The 18,063-nt window shown below is 40.2% G+C and carries 14 protein-coding genes; 1 reads left to right on the top strand and 13 read right to left on the bottom strand.

The window, feature by feature from the left end; genetic code table 11:
* Positions 1-2,032 (bottom strand): hypothetical protein (locus V7659_RS11120; protein ID WP_335540090.1); only part of this gene is annotated, 2,032 nt, incomplete at its 3' end.
* Between the two features lie 151 nt (positions 2,033-2,183).
* Between V7659_RS11120 and V7659_RS11115 the strand changes: the two genes are divergently transcribed.
* Complete coding sequence (locus V7659_RS11115; RefSeq protein ID WP_335540089.1) at positions 2,184-2,918, top strand: hypothetical protein; 735 nt, start codon at positions 2,184-2,186, stop codon at positions 2,916-2,918.
* Positions 2,919-3,011: 93 nt separating this feature from the next.
* Here the strand turns inward: V7659_RS11115 and V7659_RS11110 are convergent, their stop codons facing one another.
* From V7659_RS11110 to ltrA, 12 genes are all read right to left on the bottom strand, one after another.
* Positions 3,012-3,233 (bottom strand): hypothetical protein, encoded by a 222-nt coding sequence (locus V7659_RS11110; RefSeq protein WP_335540088.1) that lies wholly within the window; start codon positions 3,231-3,233, stop codon positions 3,012-3,014.
* A gap of 89 nt (positions 3,234-3,322) precedes the next feature.
* On the bottom strand, positions 3,323-4,045 hold the full coding sequence (locus tag V7659_RS11105) for a CBS domain-containing protein (RefSeq protein ID WP_335540087.1): 723 nt from the start codon (positions 4,043-4,045) through the stop codon (positions 3,323-3,325).
* A 76-nt stretch (positions 4,046-4,121) separates the two neighbouring features.
* Positions 4,122-4,961, bottom strand: a complete 840-nt coding sequence (locus tag V7659_RS11100) for a deoxyribonuclease IV (protein WP_335540086.1) — start codon at positions 4,959-4,961, stop codon at positions 4,122-4,124.
* Between the two features lie 72 nt (positions 4,962-5,033).
* On the bottom strand, positions 5,034-6,503 hold the full coding sequence (dacB, locus tag V7659_RS11095; RefSeq protein WP_420491724.1) for a D-alanyl-D-alanine carboxypeptidase/D-alanyl-D-alanine endopeptidase: 1,470 nt from the start codon (positions 6,501-6,503) through the stop codon (positions 5,034-5,036).
* Positions 6,504-6,732: 229 nt separating this feature from the next.
* The gene (locus V7659_RS11090; protein ID WP_420491723.1) at positions 6,733-7,701 is read right to left on the bottom strand and encodes a DNRLRE domain-containing protein; all 969 of its coding nucleotides are present in this window, start codon (positions 7,699-7,701) and stop codon (positions 6,733-6,735) included.
* Positions 7,702-7,743: 42 nt separating this feature from the next.
* A complete protein-coding gene (locus V7659_RS11085) occupies positions 7,744-8,325 on the bottom strand; it encodes a hypothetical protein (RefSeq protein WP_335540083.1) in 582 nt (193 codons plus the stop codon).
* Between the two features lie 374 nt (positions 8,326-8,699).
* The gene (locus tag V7659_RS11080) at positions 8,700-9,974 is read right to left on the bottom strand and encodes a glycosyl hydrolase family 18 protein (protein ID WP_335540082.1); all 1,275 of its coding nucleotides are present in this window, start codon (positions 9,972-9,974) and stop codon (positions 8,700-8,702) included.
* 99 nt (positions 9,975-10,073) lie between these two features.
* Positions 10,074-12,668, bottom strand: coding sequence for a polynucleotide kinase-phosphatase (locus V7659_RS11075; protein ID WP_335540081.1), 2,595 nt, complete (start codon positions 12,666-12,668; stop codon positions 10,074-10,076).
* Entirely contained in the window at positions 12,668-14,014 is a 1,347-nt protein-coding gene (locus V7659_RS11070; protein WP_335540080.1) for a 3' terminal RNA ribose 2'-O-methyltransferase Hen1, read from the bottom strand. Before V7659_RS11070 ends, V7659_RS11075 begins: the two co-directional genes overlap by 1 nt.
* Before the next feature lie 120 nt (positions 14,015-14,134).
* Positions 14,135-15,094, bottom strand: a complete 960-nt coding sequence (locus tag V7659_RS11065) for an immune inhibitor A domain-containing protein (protein WP_335540079.1) — start codon at positions 15,092-15,094, stop codon at positions 14,135-14,137.
* 63 nt (positions 15,095-15,157) lie between these two features.
* A complete protein-coding gene (locus tag V7659_RS11060) occupies positions 15,158-15,997 on the bottom strand; it encodes a hypothetical protein (RefSeq protein ID WP_335540078.1) in 840 nt (279 codons plus the stop codon).
* Between the two features lie 250 nt (positions 15,998-16,247).
* On the bottom strand, positions 16,248-17,507 hold the full coding sequence (gene ltrA / locus V7659_RS11055; RefSeq protein WP_335540077.1) for a group II intron reverse transcriptase/maturase: 1,260 nt from the start codon (positions 17,505-17,507) through the stop codon (positions 16,248-16,250).
* Between the last annotated feature and the right edge of the window lie 556 nt (positions 17,508-18,063).

The raw sequence follows: 18,063 nt of genomic DNA, 5'->3' as shown, positions 1-18,063 counted from the left end.
GTGCAGTTTCCGCTGCGATTCCCTGTTTAATATTTGAAAAATGGTTAAGAATCCCATCATTAAGCTGCTGTGAATCATCATTGGTTAATTTTTCATTCCAATAATCTTTATCTTCAAAAATATCACTCGCGATGATAGATGAAGGCAGTGACTTTAATGCTTTAAATTCTGCATCTTTATTGCCAGTGATTAGCCGATAACATTGCAAAACAAAAAATGCGGGGTTAACGACCCGATTATCGTTCATATCAAAATTGCAGTAACTGACCGTGACATGCCCATTTGAATTAGCAAGAACTTGTGACATCGTATACAGATTTTCTTGTCCCTTTTCTCGGTGCAGAGGGATACCATTACCTAACTGGATCCGCTCTGTGTCAAGTAGGAGTGGATCTTCGCTCAAATTACCCGGAAACTTCCTATTATCAAGACCAACGCAAAAGACATTTGACCGGCTATTATAAATACCATTTTTATAAGATGTAACATGAAGGTGGCCGGGTTTTTGCCGTGATTGATTGACACGAACGGATAACAGCAGGTCCTTCATTTTTTCAAATAGATCATAGCTTGATAACGATTCGTCTGCATATGGGAGCAGCTTTTTAATTTCATCCAAAAGAGCTGATTTTGCTATTTCGTCTAGAGCAGATCCGGTTTTAGCATTATATTTAAGAATAAACGCGATGCCGGTTAAACATTTTTTATAGTCCATCGTTGCCTCTAATGGTGGAAGATTCTTGAAAATTTCTTGAAAACACGCCCAAATCCAGAAAATATCTTTTGCTTGATTCTCATAATAATCATGGTCATCATCATGTTCGTGTTCAAGTAACTGATCACTGCGCCGGTTCAATTCCTCACCGAGCAGTTTAAGATAGCGATCCTGAGACCACCCAATTTGAAGGTCCCTGAGGACTCTGGTTAATTTTGAATTAGACATCACCACTTCATCAAGGCCAACAAATCCTCCCTCAATAAAGGGAACGCCTTTACCCATTACAATCAAGCCCTCATTCAATAAATCAAGAAAGGCTGAGACACTATAGTTGGACTGCATCCACGCGATTAATCCAGAAACTAGCCGGCCTGGTCGGCTGAATGAAATCGGAAGGCCTTCACCAAAAGTAATGGGCAGGTCCATCTTTTGGGACAGGTGGTAAAACTGGGTTATGTATGAATCAGCATTGGTATAGAAAACCACACTTTCATCGAGTGGAGTTTTTGCCATTTTGATCTTTTCTAAAATTTGTTTAACTTCCATTTCTTCTGTTTTAGCAGTAAATAGTTCTATGTTTGGTTCGCCGCTTGCATCTTCCTGTTGATAAATATAACTTAATTGTGAAGGGCTTCCCCAAGAAACGGAACGAAGGCTTGACCGCTCAGGGGTATGGATACCCAATACAGGAGAAAGCGGCAGCTTATAAACAGCCTCAGGGATAATTTTACTCAGGAATTTTTCTTCTAGATATGATAAGTTCAGACCGGATTGTAAAATAAACACTCTCTTTTCATCGATTTGAGCCGATTTAAGTGCCTTATGTATCAGTTTTGCTTTGTCGGTAAATTGCTGACTAATCAAAATATCTTCATATTTAGTAAGAATCTGATGTAGATCCTCTGCTTTGTCTGGATTAATAAATGCTTCCTTTTTCAAAGTATCCTTTGTATAGCCAGCTAACCGTAATGATTGAATGGTTGAATAAATGGCATGACTAAAGGCTGGCGTGATTTCCATTCCAGCAAAGTAACGAAGTTTATCTTGTTTCTTCAACTCATTTAGAAGATTGTAGGTAAAATGCACTCCAACAGTATGGTCTAAACTATGTTGCGGCTGTTCTGAATTCAACTCGACTAAGGTTTGGGCTAAGTCATTCACTGTTTGATACTTGAGATTAATGGCTTGGTGTCCTTGTTTAACGAAAGCCCCATTGATTTGTTCCCCGATCGCATGGGAATCAACAATGACAATTTTTTCTTTTAAGGGTACTTCATGACATATTTCCTTTAGTTCGTTTATTAACGATTGCATGGGAACCTCCAATTACTTTCTAAAATAAATCTACATACTCACTCTGTTCGAGTTTCATGTTTGTTATTCCTTCAATGTTATAAGAAAAGACATATATTCTTCATATTTGGTAATAATAACCTCGATTAACATTGAAAGGATGGGATGTTTGATGTCGTTAGAATGGTTTGACAGAGTATGTGGAGAGCTGCAAGAACACCTGGAATCTATTTGTGAAGAATATGATCAGGTTGGTCAAATGACAATTGAAAGAGCTGCCAAACATCCGAGGATTGAGTTTTATGTCGATACCGCAGATGTTGATACCGAAGAACTAGAGCGTGATTATTTCTGCTCATTGTTCTTTGATCCTCAAAATGAGGAATTTTACATCGATACCTTCGATGTTGACACTGGACATACTGCGAAGGTCATCCTTTCAGACATAGAAGACATTGTCGATGAAGTTCACGCCAGTTTACATGATTACATGAACGGCGATGACCACTATACAGATGATGGGGTCTATCTTCAGACTTCCGAGGTCTATGATGAGGAGGAAGATGATGATGGGGTAGAAACCATCTATGTGGATGATGATGAGGAAGAAGAGTATTACGAAGCCGAACAAGTGAACAGTGACGACATTTTTGAGGAAATTGATGTTGATTGGTCGACACCGGAGGTAACAGCCTTTAAACATGAGGATGAAGTGGAAGTAACTTATCAATTCGGATTGGTTCAAGCTACTGGTGACGGTGTCCTCAAACGTGTTAATCGGATCTGGACCACAGATGATGAATTAATCAAAGATGAGTCTCATTTCATTTTTAGCAAAGAAGAAGCAACAACCATTATCGCCATGATCGCCTCACATATGGATCAATTAAGCGAGTTTGAATTTTAGCAAAATCAGCCTAAAGCGACGAGCATGCCTACGAGGTGTGCTCGTTATTAAAATGCAAAATAAAAGCTCTCCAAGACAGGAGAACTTTATTGGTTATTCAATCACTATCCCTTTATGGTAATCTTGCATAAAGGATTCAACCGTTTCTTGTGCTGCCCCATTGGATTCATAAATTTGGACAAGCACTTCATTGCGATTATCAACCGACAAAATATTTACGTCATTAAAACGGTTAATGTCCAATTGTACTCTTAGGTCTTCCGCAATGCTGTTGGCTTGAAATTGATCATTGATGAGAAATCGATAATTCCGCATAAATTCACCCTGCCCTTTCTGTGAGGATTCCATCTATTACAGTTTTTCCGATTTCAATTGAATTTATTGATCATTAGGATGAATTCTATTCACTCCACTGTGTAATCAATTTGAATTAAATCCCAAGCAGTAATCATGCCCAGGGGCGTCTCGTCCACTTTTCCATTTTCAGTGATGATTATTCCTTCAATCTTGCGCTTCTTCTTATGTGCTTTTTCAAAAATATTTTCAACCTCAAATATATTAATCTCTTTTGAGACGATTTCGATTGGATATTCCTTCTCATAATTCATGATATCTGATACATGGATGTTGGCAAGATTGACAAGACCGCTTTCCATATTTTGCGCCATCCATTTCACAATCGAACTCGATGTAAGTAAGCCCATACATTTTTTGTTTTTATAAACCGGAAACTTAGAATAACCGTACTGTTTAATTGCGGCTGTTACTTTTAAGATACTGTCGTGATAATCAAAGAACACCACTTTCTTCGTAGCAATCGACAGTGCATAATTAGGACTGTTAAACACATTCGCGATTTTTTCAATATGAGAAACGACCTTTGCGTTAGGCTCTGCAATATAAAATCCAATTTCCATTTTCTCATGAACAATTGCGTTCCGAAGACGGGCATATTGCTCTAAGTCCTTTTTATAGGTTTCAATCATTTGATATTTTTTGGCGCCAACCTTCACGAGGACAACGAACCTATCATCATTTATTTGAACGATATCCCGCAATGCATCGTGTACTTGGTTAAAAGCTACTTCAAAACGTTCAGAAAGAAGTTGTCCTTGTTTTTTATTCATATTCATTTGCTCTCCCATGGAATAACTCTTTATCATTATATTTATAGTAAAATTAATACTTCAAATTTTCAAGAAATTATTTCCCCCACTTTTGCTTGAGCATTTCTATTTCTTCTCTATGAGACAACCCTTCATCATCAGGAGTTTCTAGGACTAAGGGAATTCCCTTAAAAACAGGTGATGTAATTAGTTCCTTTAATTGATGGGCTTGGATTAGGCCCTTAGTGTGGAAAATGTTTGCGTGCCGGTCTTTTTTTGAGCCTGTTGGGTATTTCGAGTTATTTAAATGAATGGCCTTTAACTCGGCAAAGTATCCTAAACTTTCCCCTTTTTCCAGCAGATCACCTGAATTTCCCCCTGTCCAAAGGCCGCTCGCAAAGGCATGGCAGGTATCGAGGCAAAAGCCGATTTTATCTGGGTAATCACATAGATTTCTAATTTGGACCAGTTCCTCAAAGGTTGTTCCTAACGCTCCTTTTGTACCAGCATTATTCTCTAACAGAATCAAACATTCTCCATCCCACTGACTAAGGACCCCATTTAACATCGCAAGCATTAAATGATAACTTGCTAGTGGGTCAGTTTGGCTGATTTGGCTTCCATAATGGACTACGACTCCAATGGAACCACAGGCATTGGCAATTTCTAAATCATTGAGAAGGGAGTCGATCGTTAAATCTTGCTTGTCTTCTGATGGAGTTAAACTTGTAGAATAAGGAGTATGAGCTATTGATTGCAGGTGATGTTTTTGGCAAAATTCATTGCAGTTTTTCGCATCTTCTCGGTCAAAATCCTTGATGGAAAGACTTCTCGGGTTTTTCGGAAAATACTGAAAAGCGGATGCATCATTTGCAACCGCTTGTTTTGCTGCTCCTAAATATCCGTTTTTAATGCTAACATGACTGCCATAGATCATCACTCTGTCTCCATCCGTACATTTTACAAATAGGATTTGTTGAGCATGACCATTCTATTCGAATTAGTTGGATTATTGATTGGCTATTATAGTTAGCATACGATCCTCCACCTTTTTCCCTTTAGTATCTTCAAGTAAGTTATTTAAGAGAATCGAAAAGATTAAAGTTTGTCCACTTTTGGTTTTTACGTAGCCTGATATGGAACTCACCGTAGAGATGGTTCCTGTTTTTGCCTTTACCCTTCCTCTGACAAGAGGATCATTTAAGCGATTTCTTAAGGTACCGCCTATCATCTTTTCAGGTACACCAGCAACTGGTAATGACTGAAGATAGCTCGAAAACCACTTTTCTTTCTGCACGGCAAACAACAGTTGCGATAGTTGGTTTGCTGGAATCAGATTGACATGTGAAACACCAGACCCGTCCCTAAGGACCAATGTTTTGGGGTTAACCCCAAATTTGACTAATTCAGAATTTAATACTTTCAGTCCGTTTTCCCAACTCCCTTTACCCTTCACCTTGCCCATTTCCTTAATTAAAATTTCCGCATGGACGTTGTTGCTCAGTTTCATAAAAGGAACCAGTAGCTCAGATAATGGTATGGAATGATGGGTTGTTAACATTTTTGCGGTGTCAGGCACCATACCTGTTTTTAGTTTTCCAGTCACTTGAATTCCGTGTTCTGTTAACGATTGTTTTAATAGGGACATGGCATATCTTGTTGGATCCCAGACACCGATCCAGTCCTGTTCCGGTTTTTCCTTGATTGGGATTGTTCCTTTGATGGTGATGGTATTTTTTGCGTGTACCCGCTCGATCGTAATATTCTTTTTACTTTCCTCTGCACCGGTGACGGCGTGATTGACAATTTTTAAATAATTGGTTTTCGGGGTCATTTTCACGATTGGCTTGTCGCCTTTTCTCGTTGCAGGTTGTACGACTACTTTGACAGATCCAGCATCATAGTCTTGGGTTGGTGATGCCGTTAGTGCCGAAATCTGTGCCCCATAATGGGTCATTTCATCGCTCCAGGGTAAATCGAGTGAATAGCGGACATCATCATACCAGGTATCATCGCCGACGATATTTCCGTTTATTTTTTTGATGCCGTGTTTTTTGATTTCAACAGCTATTTGATCAAAATCGGATTTCAATAAAGTTGGGTCGCCCTTCCCTTTTAAATAGAGACTTCCATTGAGGGTTTTCTTTTTCATTGGGCCATCCGTTAGAACTTCCGTCACGAAGGTATAGTTTTCCCCTAGAATATTTAGGGCCGCAGCTGCCGTTATTAGTTTCATGTTGGAAGCTGGCCTTAAGCGGACATCCCCTTGATGGTCATAAATGATTTTCCCATCGGCAGCCGAACGGATACTGATCCCAGCAATGGCTCCATTTAAGGCCGGATCGTTATTAATTAGTTGATTTATCTGCTGAGCCAGAATTTCGTGGCCGTCCATCGCATTTACTTTTATAGAAGGAATGGATGCTGTGATAACCATGATAGTAATAATAAGCATGTAATATTTACATCTGCTACTCAAGAATCTGTTCCAACCTTTCCTTTTTCCTAAGAGTTTGTCCGAAAAAAACAAATAATATCATAGCTGACTTTTTGATTGGACAACCACTAGATTTCTAGGTCAAGCTAATTCGTCAATAATTCGTGCCCGCTAATTGATAAAGTTCCATTGATTTATACAACTTCTTGCACATCGTATTTTCCCTAAATCCATTGCACCTTAAAATGGACTAAGGGAAGAATTAGTTTTTTTATACATACAGGATGGTTACCTTCGGACGTTGGGCAGGATCAGTTGTATAATCTGAAGATCGGAAATACTTACTTTGATCAGGAATACTTTCGTCCACTAGTTTCATCATCAATCCTTGGTTAGAACTTCCCTCTGAATGCCAACGGTGTACAAACGCAGTGATATCAAAGGATTTCCATCCTTTTGTAACGTCCACAAACTGAGTAGAAGTTGGTTGAGCTAAGGTTGCTGGAGCTGTTGCCCAATTCACGTTCTCACTCCAATTCTCCACGACTTCATATAGTTCTATCTCATTTGAGGTGAAATTAGAATAACAATACAGCTCTAACGAGGCGGAAAAAATTTGAGCTCCAGGAGGAAGCTGCGAGACATCAAACGCTAGGAACATACGATAGACCGCATTATCACCGGAATCTGTCACCGTTCCTACCTTCAGACTCGGATTGTTAGGGTAGCGAGCTTGTTCATATTTCGAAACAATCATCGTATCTTTTCCTGTTGCCCCATCCGGATGGAGTATTAAGGATTGAAGGGTAACGATATCTATATAGTCGGAACCATTATAATAACGAATCGTACGGGTAGAGGAATCATAGTGGAAATCACCTTGTCGGGGTTCGGTAGGATCTGGAGTAAGGTTCCCAAAGAAGGAACGAATGACCGGTTCTACTTTTTTCCCAATAACTTTGTATGAATCCTGAGAGTTGATTGTCCAAACGCTGAATCCCAAGAAAAAAGACTCGTTAGAAAATACCTGTTGATAGGCTTTGAATAAGTTGGCTTGTACATCTTCATTGTAAACAGAAGATACCACGACATCCCAAGGAAACTTGGGGCCATAATCTAGGCTTGGACAACCAAATCCTCCAAAGAATATAGGTTTACCTGTTCTTGTTGCCAAATCTTTGATTTCCTGGTAAACGTTTTGTTTTCGATTGTAAACCTTTGTGGAAAAAAGATCGGCCACTAAGTCGTTGAGACTTGGTGAAGGATTGTTATCTAACTCAAACTACGTATCAATCGAGACAAAGTCCACAAAGTTCCAAAGGGGGTTATTTTTCTTGAGGTCTCTTGATTGGTTTTCGTACCAATAATTTGTTCGATAAATAACCTTCTCTTTATACCGACTACGTATAAAAGCAAATAGTTCCTCCCATTGTTTGGTAAAAGGATAAGTTTTCGCATCAAAATCATATTCAATATACCCAAGGTTACTTGCTACATTAAAACACCAAACATTATAAGGAATTGCTATTTCGTTTATCAAACGCTCACAAATGGCAGTCCAATTTCGAAACCACTCGAATTTGTCTTGAGGATTCCAGGCTGTTTCTCCCACTGCTCCTCCACGAATATATGGAAATGGTTCCAAAATCACTTTAATGCGGTTTTGTTGAAGTGTTTCGACAATTCCTTTCGATAATAAATATCTCTCCTCATTTAGAGTCATTGTATTTGATGTAGTATTCGGGACATCAACTTGAAAAGGTACATTCACCGTATTTAAACCGAGGAGCCGAACATTTTCTAAAATGAGCTGAGTATTATTCAGAAACTCTAGGTCTAAATTCCCGCTTTTCACTTTATCCAACAGTATCACATCTTTCTTATCAGAATAGAAGGGCTCCACGCTGAATGCAGACCCTCTATTACCAATATATATGTAATAAAAATGAATTAGGAAACGGCTCTTTCGAGTTATAACTTTTCTTAGCGTTACCGTTGAAATTATCCGTTTTTGGGTTTGTCCGAAAAAAGTAAATAATATCATCTTTGCGTTTTTTCTTGGACAATCTTCGGATTTCCAAAATATGTCTAATTGTACAAACCCCCTTGAAAATTGTACAAAACACTCCAAATTTCGTACAAAAGGCAGTAAAATTTTCACAAAACTATCCCAAACTAGCACAAAACCATCCTAAAATTGTACAAAAACAAAAATCCCCCACCTAATTCAGTGTAAAATTATACCATCCTCCTCACCACATTAAAATTTTTACTAAGATAAGCCCAATTCTGAGGTGCCGGCAAGCTAATTTGCCAAAAAGTCGTGCCCGCTAATCGATAAAGACCCATTAAGTTATACTTTTCTATATAACTGCGAATATCTTCAAACCAAACGATATGTTCCTTCCCACTAGGCCAGTAGCGATACCATGGTGCTTTCGCTGTAGGATCAAATTCAATCGGACCGCCAACAGCAATCGCTTGATTTTGAGCAGCAGTTACTGATAGAGCACGTGTTTGATTCGTCCCTACGACCTTGTCATACCCATACAACGCCAACGCGATTTGTAGTTTACGAGGATTAATCTGCGTGAGTGAATATTGAATGACTTGCTCCAGCCACGGAATCGGGGCAATTGGATCAGGTGGTCCTCCAGGGTAACCATAATCCATTGTCATCACGGCAACTAAATCAACTGCATTACTAATACCGGCATAATCGTAAGCACCAATAATTCGATTTGTCGGTATATCAGCTGTTTTCGCATGAACATTTACATGTAATATCAATTCACCTAAACCTTTTTTTAAAGCCATAAGAAACAAAATAAAGTCATTCCGTCGTGCAGGTGGAATAAATTCAAAGTCAATACTTACACCGCCAAAGCCTCGTTGTTTCGTTAAATTCACAATACTTGCCACTAGATTTGCACGATACGTTGGATTTTCGAGCACCCTTCCTGCCAACTCCGCACTAAAATCAGTTCCCGCCAAATTTCTAATCATCATCAACGGGACGACCTTCAATTGATTACTTCTTGCGACTAGGGCTGCATCCTCAACCATATTAAAAGCATATCCCTCCTCTGTAAAAGAATAAGCGACCACTGCTAAATACGTAAGTTGCCCCGCGATAGAATTCAAAGTTGCCAGATTGGCAGCTTCGGAGGAAGGTACTAAAAATCCAAGTGTCGCTAGATCCGATTTCATCGGAGATGGCACATTGATGGTTTGGCCAATCATTAATTGAGTTGGATTCAAACCTGGATTTGCGGCCAGAATGGCTTCAGGAGTACTGTTGAATTGCTGAGCCAAATTCCAGATATGATCGCCGGCTTTAATTCGATACGAGTGCAGTGGCGGCAGATGATCCGGAAGATATAAAGCAAGCCCTGGCGCGAGTGCATTAGATGATGGCAATCCATTCAGTTCGACAATCGTTTGGGTCGAAACACCATACTTCGTTGATATCATCCACAAACTTTCACCAGCATCCACAATATGAACAGCCATGTTCTCACACTCCTTTTTACTATAATATGGGCATGAGATGTAAAGTTATTACACATAGAAAAAACGAACTTGCCACTAGACAAGTTCGCCCTTTTGCAACTATAATCTTGGATCAATTGGATCTGATTCCAATGCTAGAATCCCAAACACGCATTCATGGTAGCGGTCCAATGATTCCCTTCCAACAAAGCGCTTCACTGCTTCCACACCTAAGGAAAATTCCTTTAAGGCATTGCGTTGTTTCTTGCCCGCATTTCTCTGCTTTAGCCGGGATAGATTCTCTGGTTGTAAGTAATCGATGCCGTAGATAATATGCAAATACTTGCGGCCTCTTACTTTAATAGCCGGTTGCACTAACTTGCCTTTATGACGAGCCACAAATGCCTCCGGCTTAACAACAAAGCCTTCATGCCCTTCTTCCGTCATTTCTTCCCACCAAGCAATCGCCGCTTTCATGGAGTCCTCATCGTTGACCAGCCGATATTCCGTTTCCATAAAAAGCTCGGAAAGGACGCTGAATTCTTTATTCTTCTCCATATGCCAGGTGTGTGGTTTATCGAAAAATGTTTCATTACTATGGGCTAGTGCATGAAAAGGAGCAATTTGAATCCCTGCTAACCCTTCCGTTTCCCAGCAATACTTTTGATACACTTCGTTAAACACTTTCGCATTTTGAATCTTTTCATCCGTTTCAGCAAGCCAACTGGCAACATCCTTACCGTTAGCAGCGGCTTTCTCCAATTGTCCTTTTAATTTACTGCGATCAAGCAATGCCATTTCTCCCACATGGGCATATTGGTTCATGATAAGTTCTTTTGCTTTAAGATTCCACGGCAGGATCTCAGCGTCCAGTAAGACAAAATCCGTGTTGTATTTTTCAAAATAACGACTTAAATCTGCATGCAGAACTTGTAAAATTTGTTCCTCCAGATCTTTTTTGAAAAAGGCCCTGCCAGTCCTTGTATAAATCGAACCTAATGTCTCTCTGCCGATATACGCTTTGGCTGCTTCCTTATTTTTAAAAAGAAGCAAAATGCCGCGGCTTCCCATATGTTTTTTCTCCACAATCATCGTATCAATGCCATTCGCTTGATAATAGTCAAACGCTTCTTGCGGGTGCTCTAAGTATCCCGCTAAATTCGAAGGTTTCGGAGTTGGGCTCATTGTCGGCGGTAAATAGACAATCTCCTCAAGCGGTAGAGTGTAATGGGAAAAGTCATCCAGGGCGGATTTGGCCACATCCTTATGGATAGCAACCTCCCCATAATGCTCGGTTATCACCGAAAACCCATTGACAAATTTCCCTAGATTAGGCGGTGCCAACCGCTTTCGTTCCCATTCCTTAATTGGGTTGTCAGGAACATTGGCATAATCCTGTTTTGCCGCTACCGATACAAATTGTTTTTCTGGAAAACGATAGGCGGTTAGCCTCCCGCCAAATACCACACCTTGGTCAATGTTAAGTGTGTTATTTACTAATAGTGGCTGCGGCTTGGGATCATGCCCCCAAATAATTAATTCTTGTGATTGATGTTCAATGGTCCAGTCCTTTCGCCGCGGCTTGCCATTTTCATCAATCCCCTCTGAATCTCCGTACCGGCAAAAATCAGAAATCCGTGGCGATTGTTTGCCAATATGCCAATCCCTTATCCCGGCATGCGTTGCAACCGCCACATTGACACCATTTTTTTGGATAACCAAATGGGACTTTGCAGCCAGTAGGAGTTCCTTTAGTTCTGCCTTTAATTGTTCAGTGGTCTCTTGACCAAATCTGCGCTCATACTCTGCAAAATCGGCTTCTACTTTTTCATCACCATGTGCCAGGTTCACCTTGCGCCCATCCAGCCAGCGGGCAATTTTCCAGCCGTGATTGCTATCTATCATGTATGCAATTCCTGCATCCACATGTTTTTTGAAAAATTGCATGGTTTCCAGCGACTGTGGTCCACGACTCATTACGTCACCAAGTGAAAGGATTCTCCTACACTCTGGATGAAAGAACAAGCCTTCCTCGTTTTCCTGATAACCCAGCTTGGTGAGCAATTCAAGAAACTCCTCCAAGCAGCCATGAATATCCCCAATAAAATCAATGCCATGACCCACATCGATAGATAAAGGATTCGCCAGCCGTCCTATATCCAGGGCCTCAAGCTCCGGTTCATCTAAGATATAGGTGCGGTGAAAGCCTTCCTTCTTAATAAACCTAAGCGTTCGCTTGAAGTGCTGGTATTGCTGCTTGAGCCGATTCTTCCCGCGTGGAAAATCCCGCTCCTTATCACGAGAAATGAGTTCTTTTTCCGTTACGTTTAACACAATCGCAATCACGGGGACATGATATTTTTTACCTAGGTGAAGATAACGCTCACGATCCTCTTCTTTTAAGTGTGTCGCGTCTATTATTGTTAATTTATTTAAACGGCACCGTTTCCCAATTAAATATTCCATCGCATCAAATGCTTCGTTTGAAATCCGGTAGTATTCATCAAATAAGGCATCCGCTTCATCCTTTGGACGCTGATTCCAGGTAATAAATTCTACATCACTGACAAGGACCCGGAATTGATCGGAACTGACAACTTCTGAAGCTAGAATCTTCTTTTCATGGACCAGTCGGTTTAATAACGTGGTTTTGCCGCTATTTGAGGGTCCGACAAAGAGGACAATTCCAGCATAGGGTAAGTGAATTTTGGTCATTATTGCCCCTCCTCTCTTGAAAAGACTGCCATCTGCGTAGGGTGACCAAAAGTCGGATGTTCTTCACCAATGCCTTGAAAACGTACTTCATAGGGATAGGAACTTACCCAAGTTTCACATTTCGCTGTAAACTCTTCCCTTGTCCATTCAAAGCGGTGATCATGATGTCTCATTGCCTCATCCATATCATAAACCACATTATATTCTTGATTCGGTGTAGTCACGATCAATACTTCTGGTCGATAGTCTTTAAAAATCGTCTCGAATACCCTTGGTAACCGGTATTCATCTATATGTTCAATTACTTCGCAAAGAATCATGACATCTTTGTTAATAAGCCGTTCATCATAATAAAATAACGATCCAGCTAATAACTGAGGCTCCACAAATCCACGTTTTTCTTTTGCTTGATCAAATCGGTCTAATGCCTTTAACCGTGCCCGATTCGATGGCTCGACTGAAAGAATTTCCTGCACCCCTTCAATAAATCCTAACTTGATGGATAACTTTCCTTCCCCAGCACCTAAGTCAACAATGGTTTGTTTTTTGGTTAAGGCCTCGACATATTTTATAATCGCTTCGTAGCGAAGATCATTTAAACGTATTTTCGGCGGCTCGTTTGCCTCCTCTTTTTTCGTTTCTTTTTCAAAGAACTTTGACTGTGAAATCATTTTTTGGAACCGTAAAGAACGATTTAGGATAAGCGACTTTTGTGGGTGTTTTTCTAACCAGCCTTCTCCGTAGCGGTCAAACTTCTCTAGTTCTCGTTCATCAATAAAATAATGTTTATAGTTATCGATTACCGGAATCAGAACCGAAAGTTGTTTGAGTGCATTCTGAAGTGTTTGTTTCCCTGAAAGGGTGATAAATCTTGCTGAGCTTTTTTCTCGGATAGCACTTTCCCCATATTCAATCTTAACCGCATAACCCATTGGTGCAAATAACGCATCCAACTCGCGGTTGTTTAAATCCGTGGCTACCGGACCAAAAGATAATTCCATATCAAAGGGATGTTCAACCCATGAGGCATATTCCTCCTTCGGTTTTCCATTTAACGCAGTCCCCAATGCTTTTCGGATGGAGGTAACAAATATGCTACTTGCCGCAAACTCGCGGTCATTTATGTAATGAGAAATATCATATAAATCAGGTGAGTTCTTGACTAAGTCAATTGGGTCTGTTTTTACAAAGATGATGAACTGTACTTCTTCTCTTGAAAAAATAGGATAAACCAGGCGGACAGATTGCCCTTTCTCACCACGTTCATAAAGATTATTGGGATTTTTGGCTAAAAGGTAAGAAACGGCTTCCGCACCTTGGCCTCGAACGGTTAAGGATAGCTGCATTTTTCGCACATCACTTTCAGGAGTTTAAGTAGTATTTTATCATAATTCCCCTAAATTGGAATGTCTGGAAATAATCATAACATTGAAAAACCCGAGTTCCATAGGAACCCGGGCTGGCTTTTACTTAGTAGATTCATTAAAGTTATAGAAGAATTTTGCAGTAATCGATCCGTCTGCATTCTCAGTGATATCAGTGACATGGATTCCGGAATAAGCAGGAGTAGAGCTATAGCCTTTCCAGAAGTAGTAGGAACCGGTGTGAACATTCCCGGAAACCGGAGTAAGCTTACTGCCTGTCTTAAAGAAGTCACCGGCATTTCCACGGTTTACATTCTTTTCAAGCTCATACTTACCATCCGCTTGTAGGATAGATAATCCGTAGTGTGTTACAACATCGCCATTGCTAGCTGTTTGTGATTGATTAAACTGGAATCGCTTATTCATCCAGTTTTCCACATTATTAGGACGGAAGCCAGCTGTTTGATAGAGTGAAAGAACATTTTCATCCACATGCCAAGCTACTAATCCATGGGCATCCGCACCCTCACGAATTAATCCTTTGTTAAACCCTTTTTGCTGAACATTTTCAAATAAGAAATATTCTGTACCGTTTGATCCAGGTACTTCCATCTTCACAATTCCATTGGTTGACTCTGCAGAATTGACTGGAGGCAACGTAATCGTTTGAACACCATCAACAGGCTTTACTTCTATTGGTGAAGCCCAGCCAAGGAAGATTTTTGAATATGGATCAAAATGGACTGGCGAGTTACCAGAGTATGCAGCTGCATCTGGATATCTCATCCAAGAACCGCCTGCCATCATGGAATAGTTACCTACACCCTCTGATGTGTAAACCGTATCATAGAAATCCGGAAGTCCTAACGCATGTCCAAATTCATGGGCAAATACGCCAGGTTGTCCAGGGAATGGACCTGTTTTCGAAGCTTCATCATACCCGCCAGTTGCTTCATTGTAGCCGGCAACGTTACCACCGATTTCCGGCTGGATATTGTAATTGTTTACAAGGACTCCATCAAGTGTATGATTTTTAATAAATTGTGCCTGCCATGCACTCATTTCACTTCCACTTACTTTACCATCTTTGTTTACATCTGGTGTAAAGAAACCTGTTTCATAGTACTATCCATAGTATTCCGCGCTTAATGCATTCCATTTATGTGACCAAATTTGAGCAGGATCCCCGCTAAATTCAGCACCTGTTCCTTCATGCACAATGAATACATTTGGAACTTGTCCATTCACGGCATATTTGGAATAATCTACTACACCATCTGCTGCTTTAAATAGGTCTGTCACTAATTCACCATTATGGGCATCTCCATTAACGTTGCCGTTTACATATTTGCCGCCCTCAGCATATGTTCCGTCTTGATCTAAATAGTAGGACGCTCCCTTAGGCAATTCAACCCAAACAAGATCGGTATTATCTTTCTTTACTAGTTTCACTTTCCCATAACTAGATTCCTTATAAATATTTTGCATTGTACTATCCGTCGGTGCTTTCTGACCATTAAATTCTGCATACTGCTTAAATTCATCTAACTTATATGGGTCATAATGATCACCAAAAATTAAATCTTCAAAGTATTTAGGAGGAACCTGACCTGGAACATCGCCCTTTGGCTCATCTCCCTCTTTAAATTTTGCTAAAATAACTAATACTGGTACATCTCCAGTTGCCGGTTGATTTACAACATGGTTGTCGCCTGCCTGCTCAAATTTGGTACCTTGATTGTTTGCAACTTTCTCAGCTGGGTCCACTTTTGATAGATCTTTTCCTAATTCTTTCGCCTTTGCTGCTAGTTCGGGGGAAGCCCCAACATAATGAGCAAGACTTAAATCATATGTACTTTGTGCTTTAGTTGCCTTTGGTTGTAAATCGGTAGATTGATAGCCAGTTAGAGTAAGACTACCAGCTAACGCTAAGGCAAATGCAGATTTTGATAGGACCTTTAACAAGAACAGCACCCCTTTTATTTTTGTGGAATTCAAATTTATCAGAATAATCAGGGAATCAAAAGCTCCGATGTACCTACTTTTTAAATAATTTAGAGAGGCGAAATATAGTTTTTTTTCCCTGTTAAGAGTTATAACAAATGCGTCTTTCATCACGTTTTCGCTATTCTTTATCTAAAATCGAGTAGGAGGGGGTGACTAACCCCCGACCTCTCACACCACCGTACGTACCGTTCGGTATACGGCGGTTCAACTAAGTGTGACGAAGAAATTCATATCTGTGATATAGACTTTTGAGCCCTCGGTTACTCCAATAAGAGTTATCGAGGGTTTTGTGTAGAATCGGACTTTTAGATATTCTCCAGTATTTCTTTCTGGAGTTTCCCCATTCGTAAGCCTTGTTTGTTGGTACTCCCAACCCTTTGAGTTTTCTCACTCTTGTTTTGGGGGTTTTCCATTGTTTCCATTCAATCATACGGAGTCTTCTTCTTATCCACTTATCAAATTCTTTAAACTTACTTGGTGTATCCGCTAAAGCATAGTAACCACACCATCCCGTTAGATATTGATTTAATTTTTGTATTCTTGTTTCCATTGGGATGGATTTTGAACGTGAAGTTAGTTCACGTATTTTCGATTTTAGTCTTTTGATACTTTCCTTAGATATCAGAACCTTCGGTTTCTTGTGGAAAGAAAAGCTAAAACCCAGAAACTTTCGTTTCCATGGACGGTCAACTGCGGATTTCTCTCTATTTACTTTAAGTTTCAATTTCACTTCTATAAAGTTTGTTATAGAGTTCATAACCCTTTCTCCCGCTTTCTTTGACTTCATGTAGATATTACAGTCATCGGCGTAGCGGACGAACTTATGACCCCTTCTTTCCAATTCTTTATCAAGTTTATCCAACAGTATATTGGAAAGAAGAGGACTTAGTGGACCTCCTTGTGGTGTTCCTTCTTCAGAATCATAGGTTACACCATTAATCATGATTCCTGCTTGAAGGTATTTTCTAATTAGTTTCAAGACCATACGGTCTTGAATTCTGTTAGCCAATATCCCCATCAACTTATCATGATTCACTTTGTCAAAGAATTTCTCTAAGTCCATATCTATAACCCAACTGTAACCTTCACTTATATATTCTTTTGCTTTTCGAACTGCGTCATGTCCTCTCCTATTTGGTCTGAATCCATAACTATATTCTGAAAAGGTTGGGTCAAATAGTGGTGTTAACACTTGAGCAATAGCTTGTTGAATGAAACGATCTGTCACGGTAGGTATACCCAGTAATCTTACTCCACCGTTCGGTTTTGGGATTTCGACCCGACGGACTGGATTCGGCTCATAGGTTCCAATTCTTATAGAAGTACAAAGTGAATCCCAGTTTTCATAGAGATGTCTTCGTAGGAATTTTACGGACATTCCATCTATGCCGTGACTCCCTTTATTCTTCTCGACACGTTTAAGTGCTTCTATTAAGTTTTCCCGTGACAAAACCCTATCCATTAACATTTTGATATTTCCTTTCGACGTGAACGTAGAAATCTATTTATGTTATTCCTGCTCCACCCTCATGAAGTCCCCAGTGGGCTTCACCACTTCCTCCTTCAAGTAAGTCCTTTCGGATTGTCTGCTTCTACACAGGAATTGTATGCCTAGTTCTCGTTCTTCCTAATTGTTCAGTCCTTCCCTTACCATCTCGAGTAGGTAAGGTACTATGACCTCTGCTGACTTCTGACTGTTCAGCTATCTATCGCTAGATAGGTTACCAAGTGTACTTGGCATTACAATCAGACCTCCCCAGGTAAGAGTGCAATCTTTCCCTCCATCTATCTGCTTCATTTACTCTGTACCACCTTCGGTAGAAAGGGATTTGTCTTGTTCTGCAGACTCACCCAATGATACCTAGCCTTATATGAAGTTCGTGTTCCTCAGACCGGAGGTTTGCCGCTCACTTCCTTCAGATTCCACGTCACCATGGACACCCTTGTGTTAAGCTAACCGTTACTTCTACCCTCACGGTTCGGGACTTGCACCCTATAGATTGCACCCATGCTGGGCGCACAGA

Origin of the sequence: Neobacillus drentensis, assembly GCF_036966985.1 — a bacterium.
GTDB classification, from domain to species: domain Bacteria; phylum Bacillota; class Bacilli; order Bacillales; family Cytobacillaceae; genus Neobacillus; species Neobacillus drentensis_E.
This window is presented reverse-complemented; position numbering and strand designations above follow the sequence as displayed.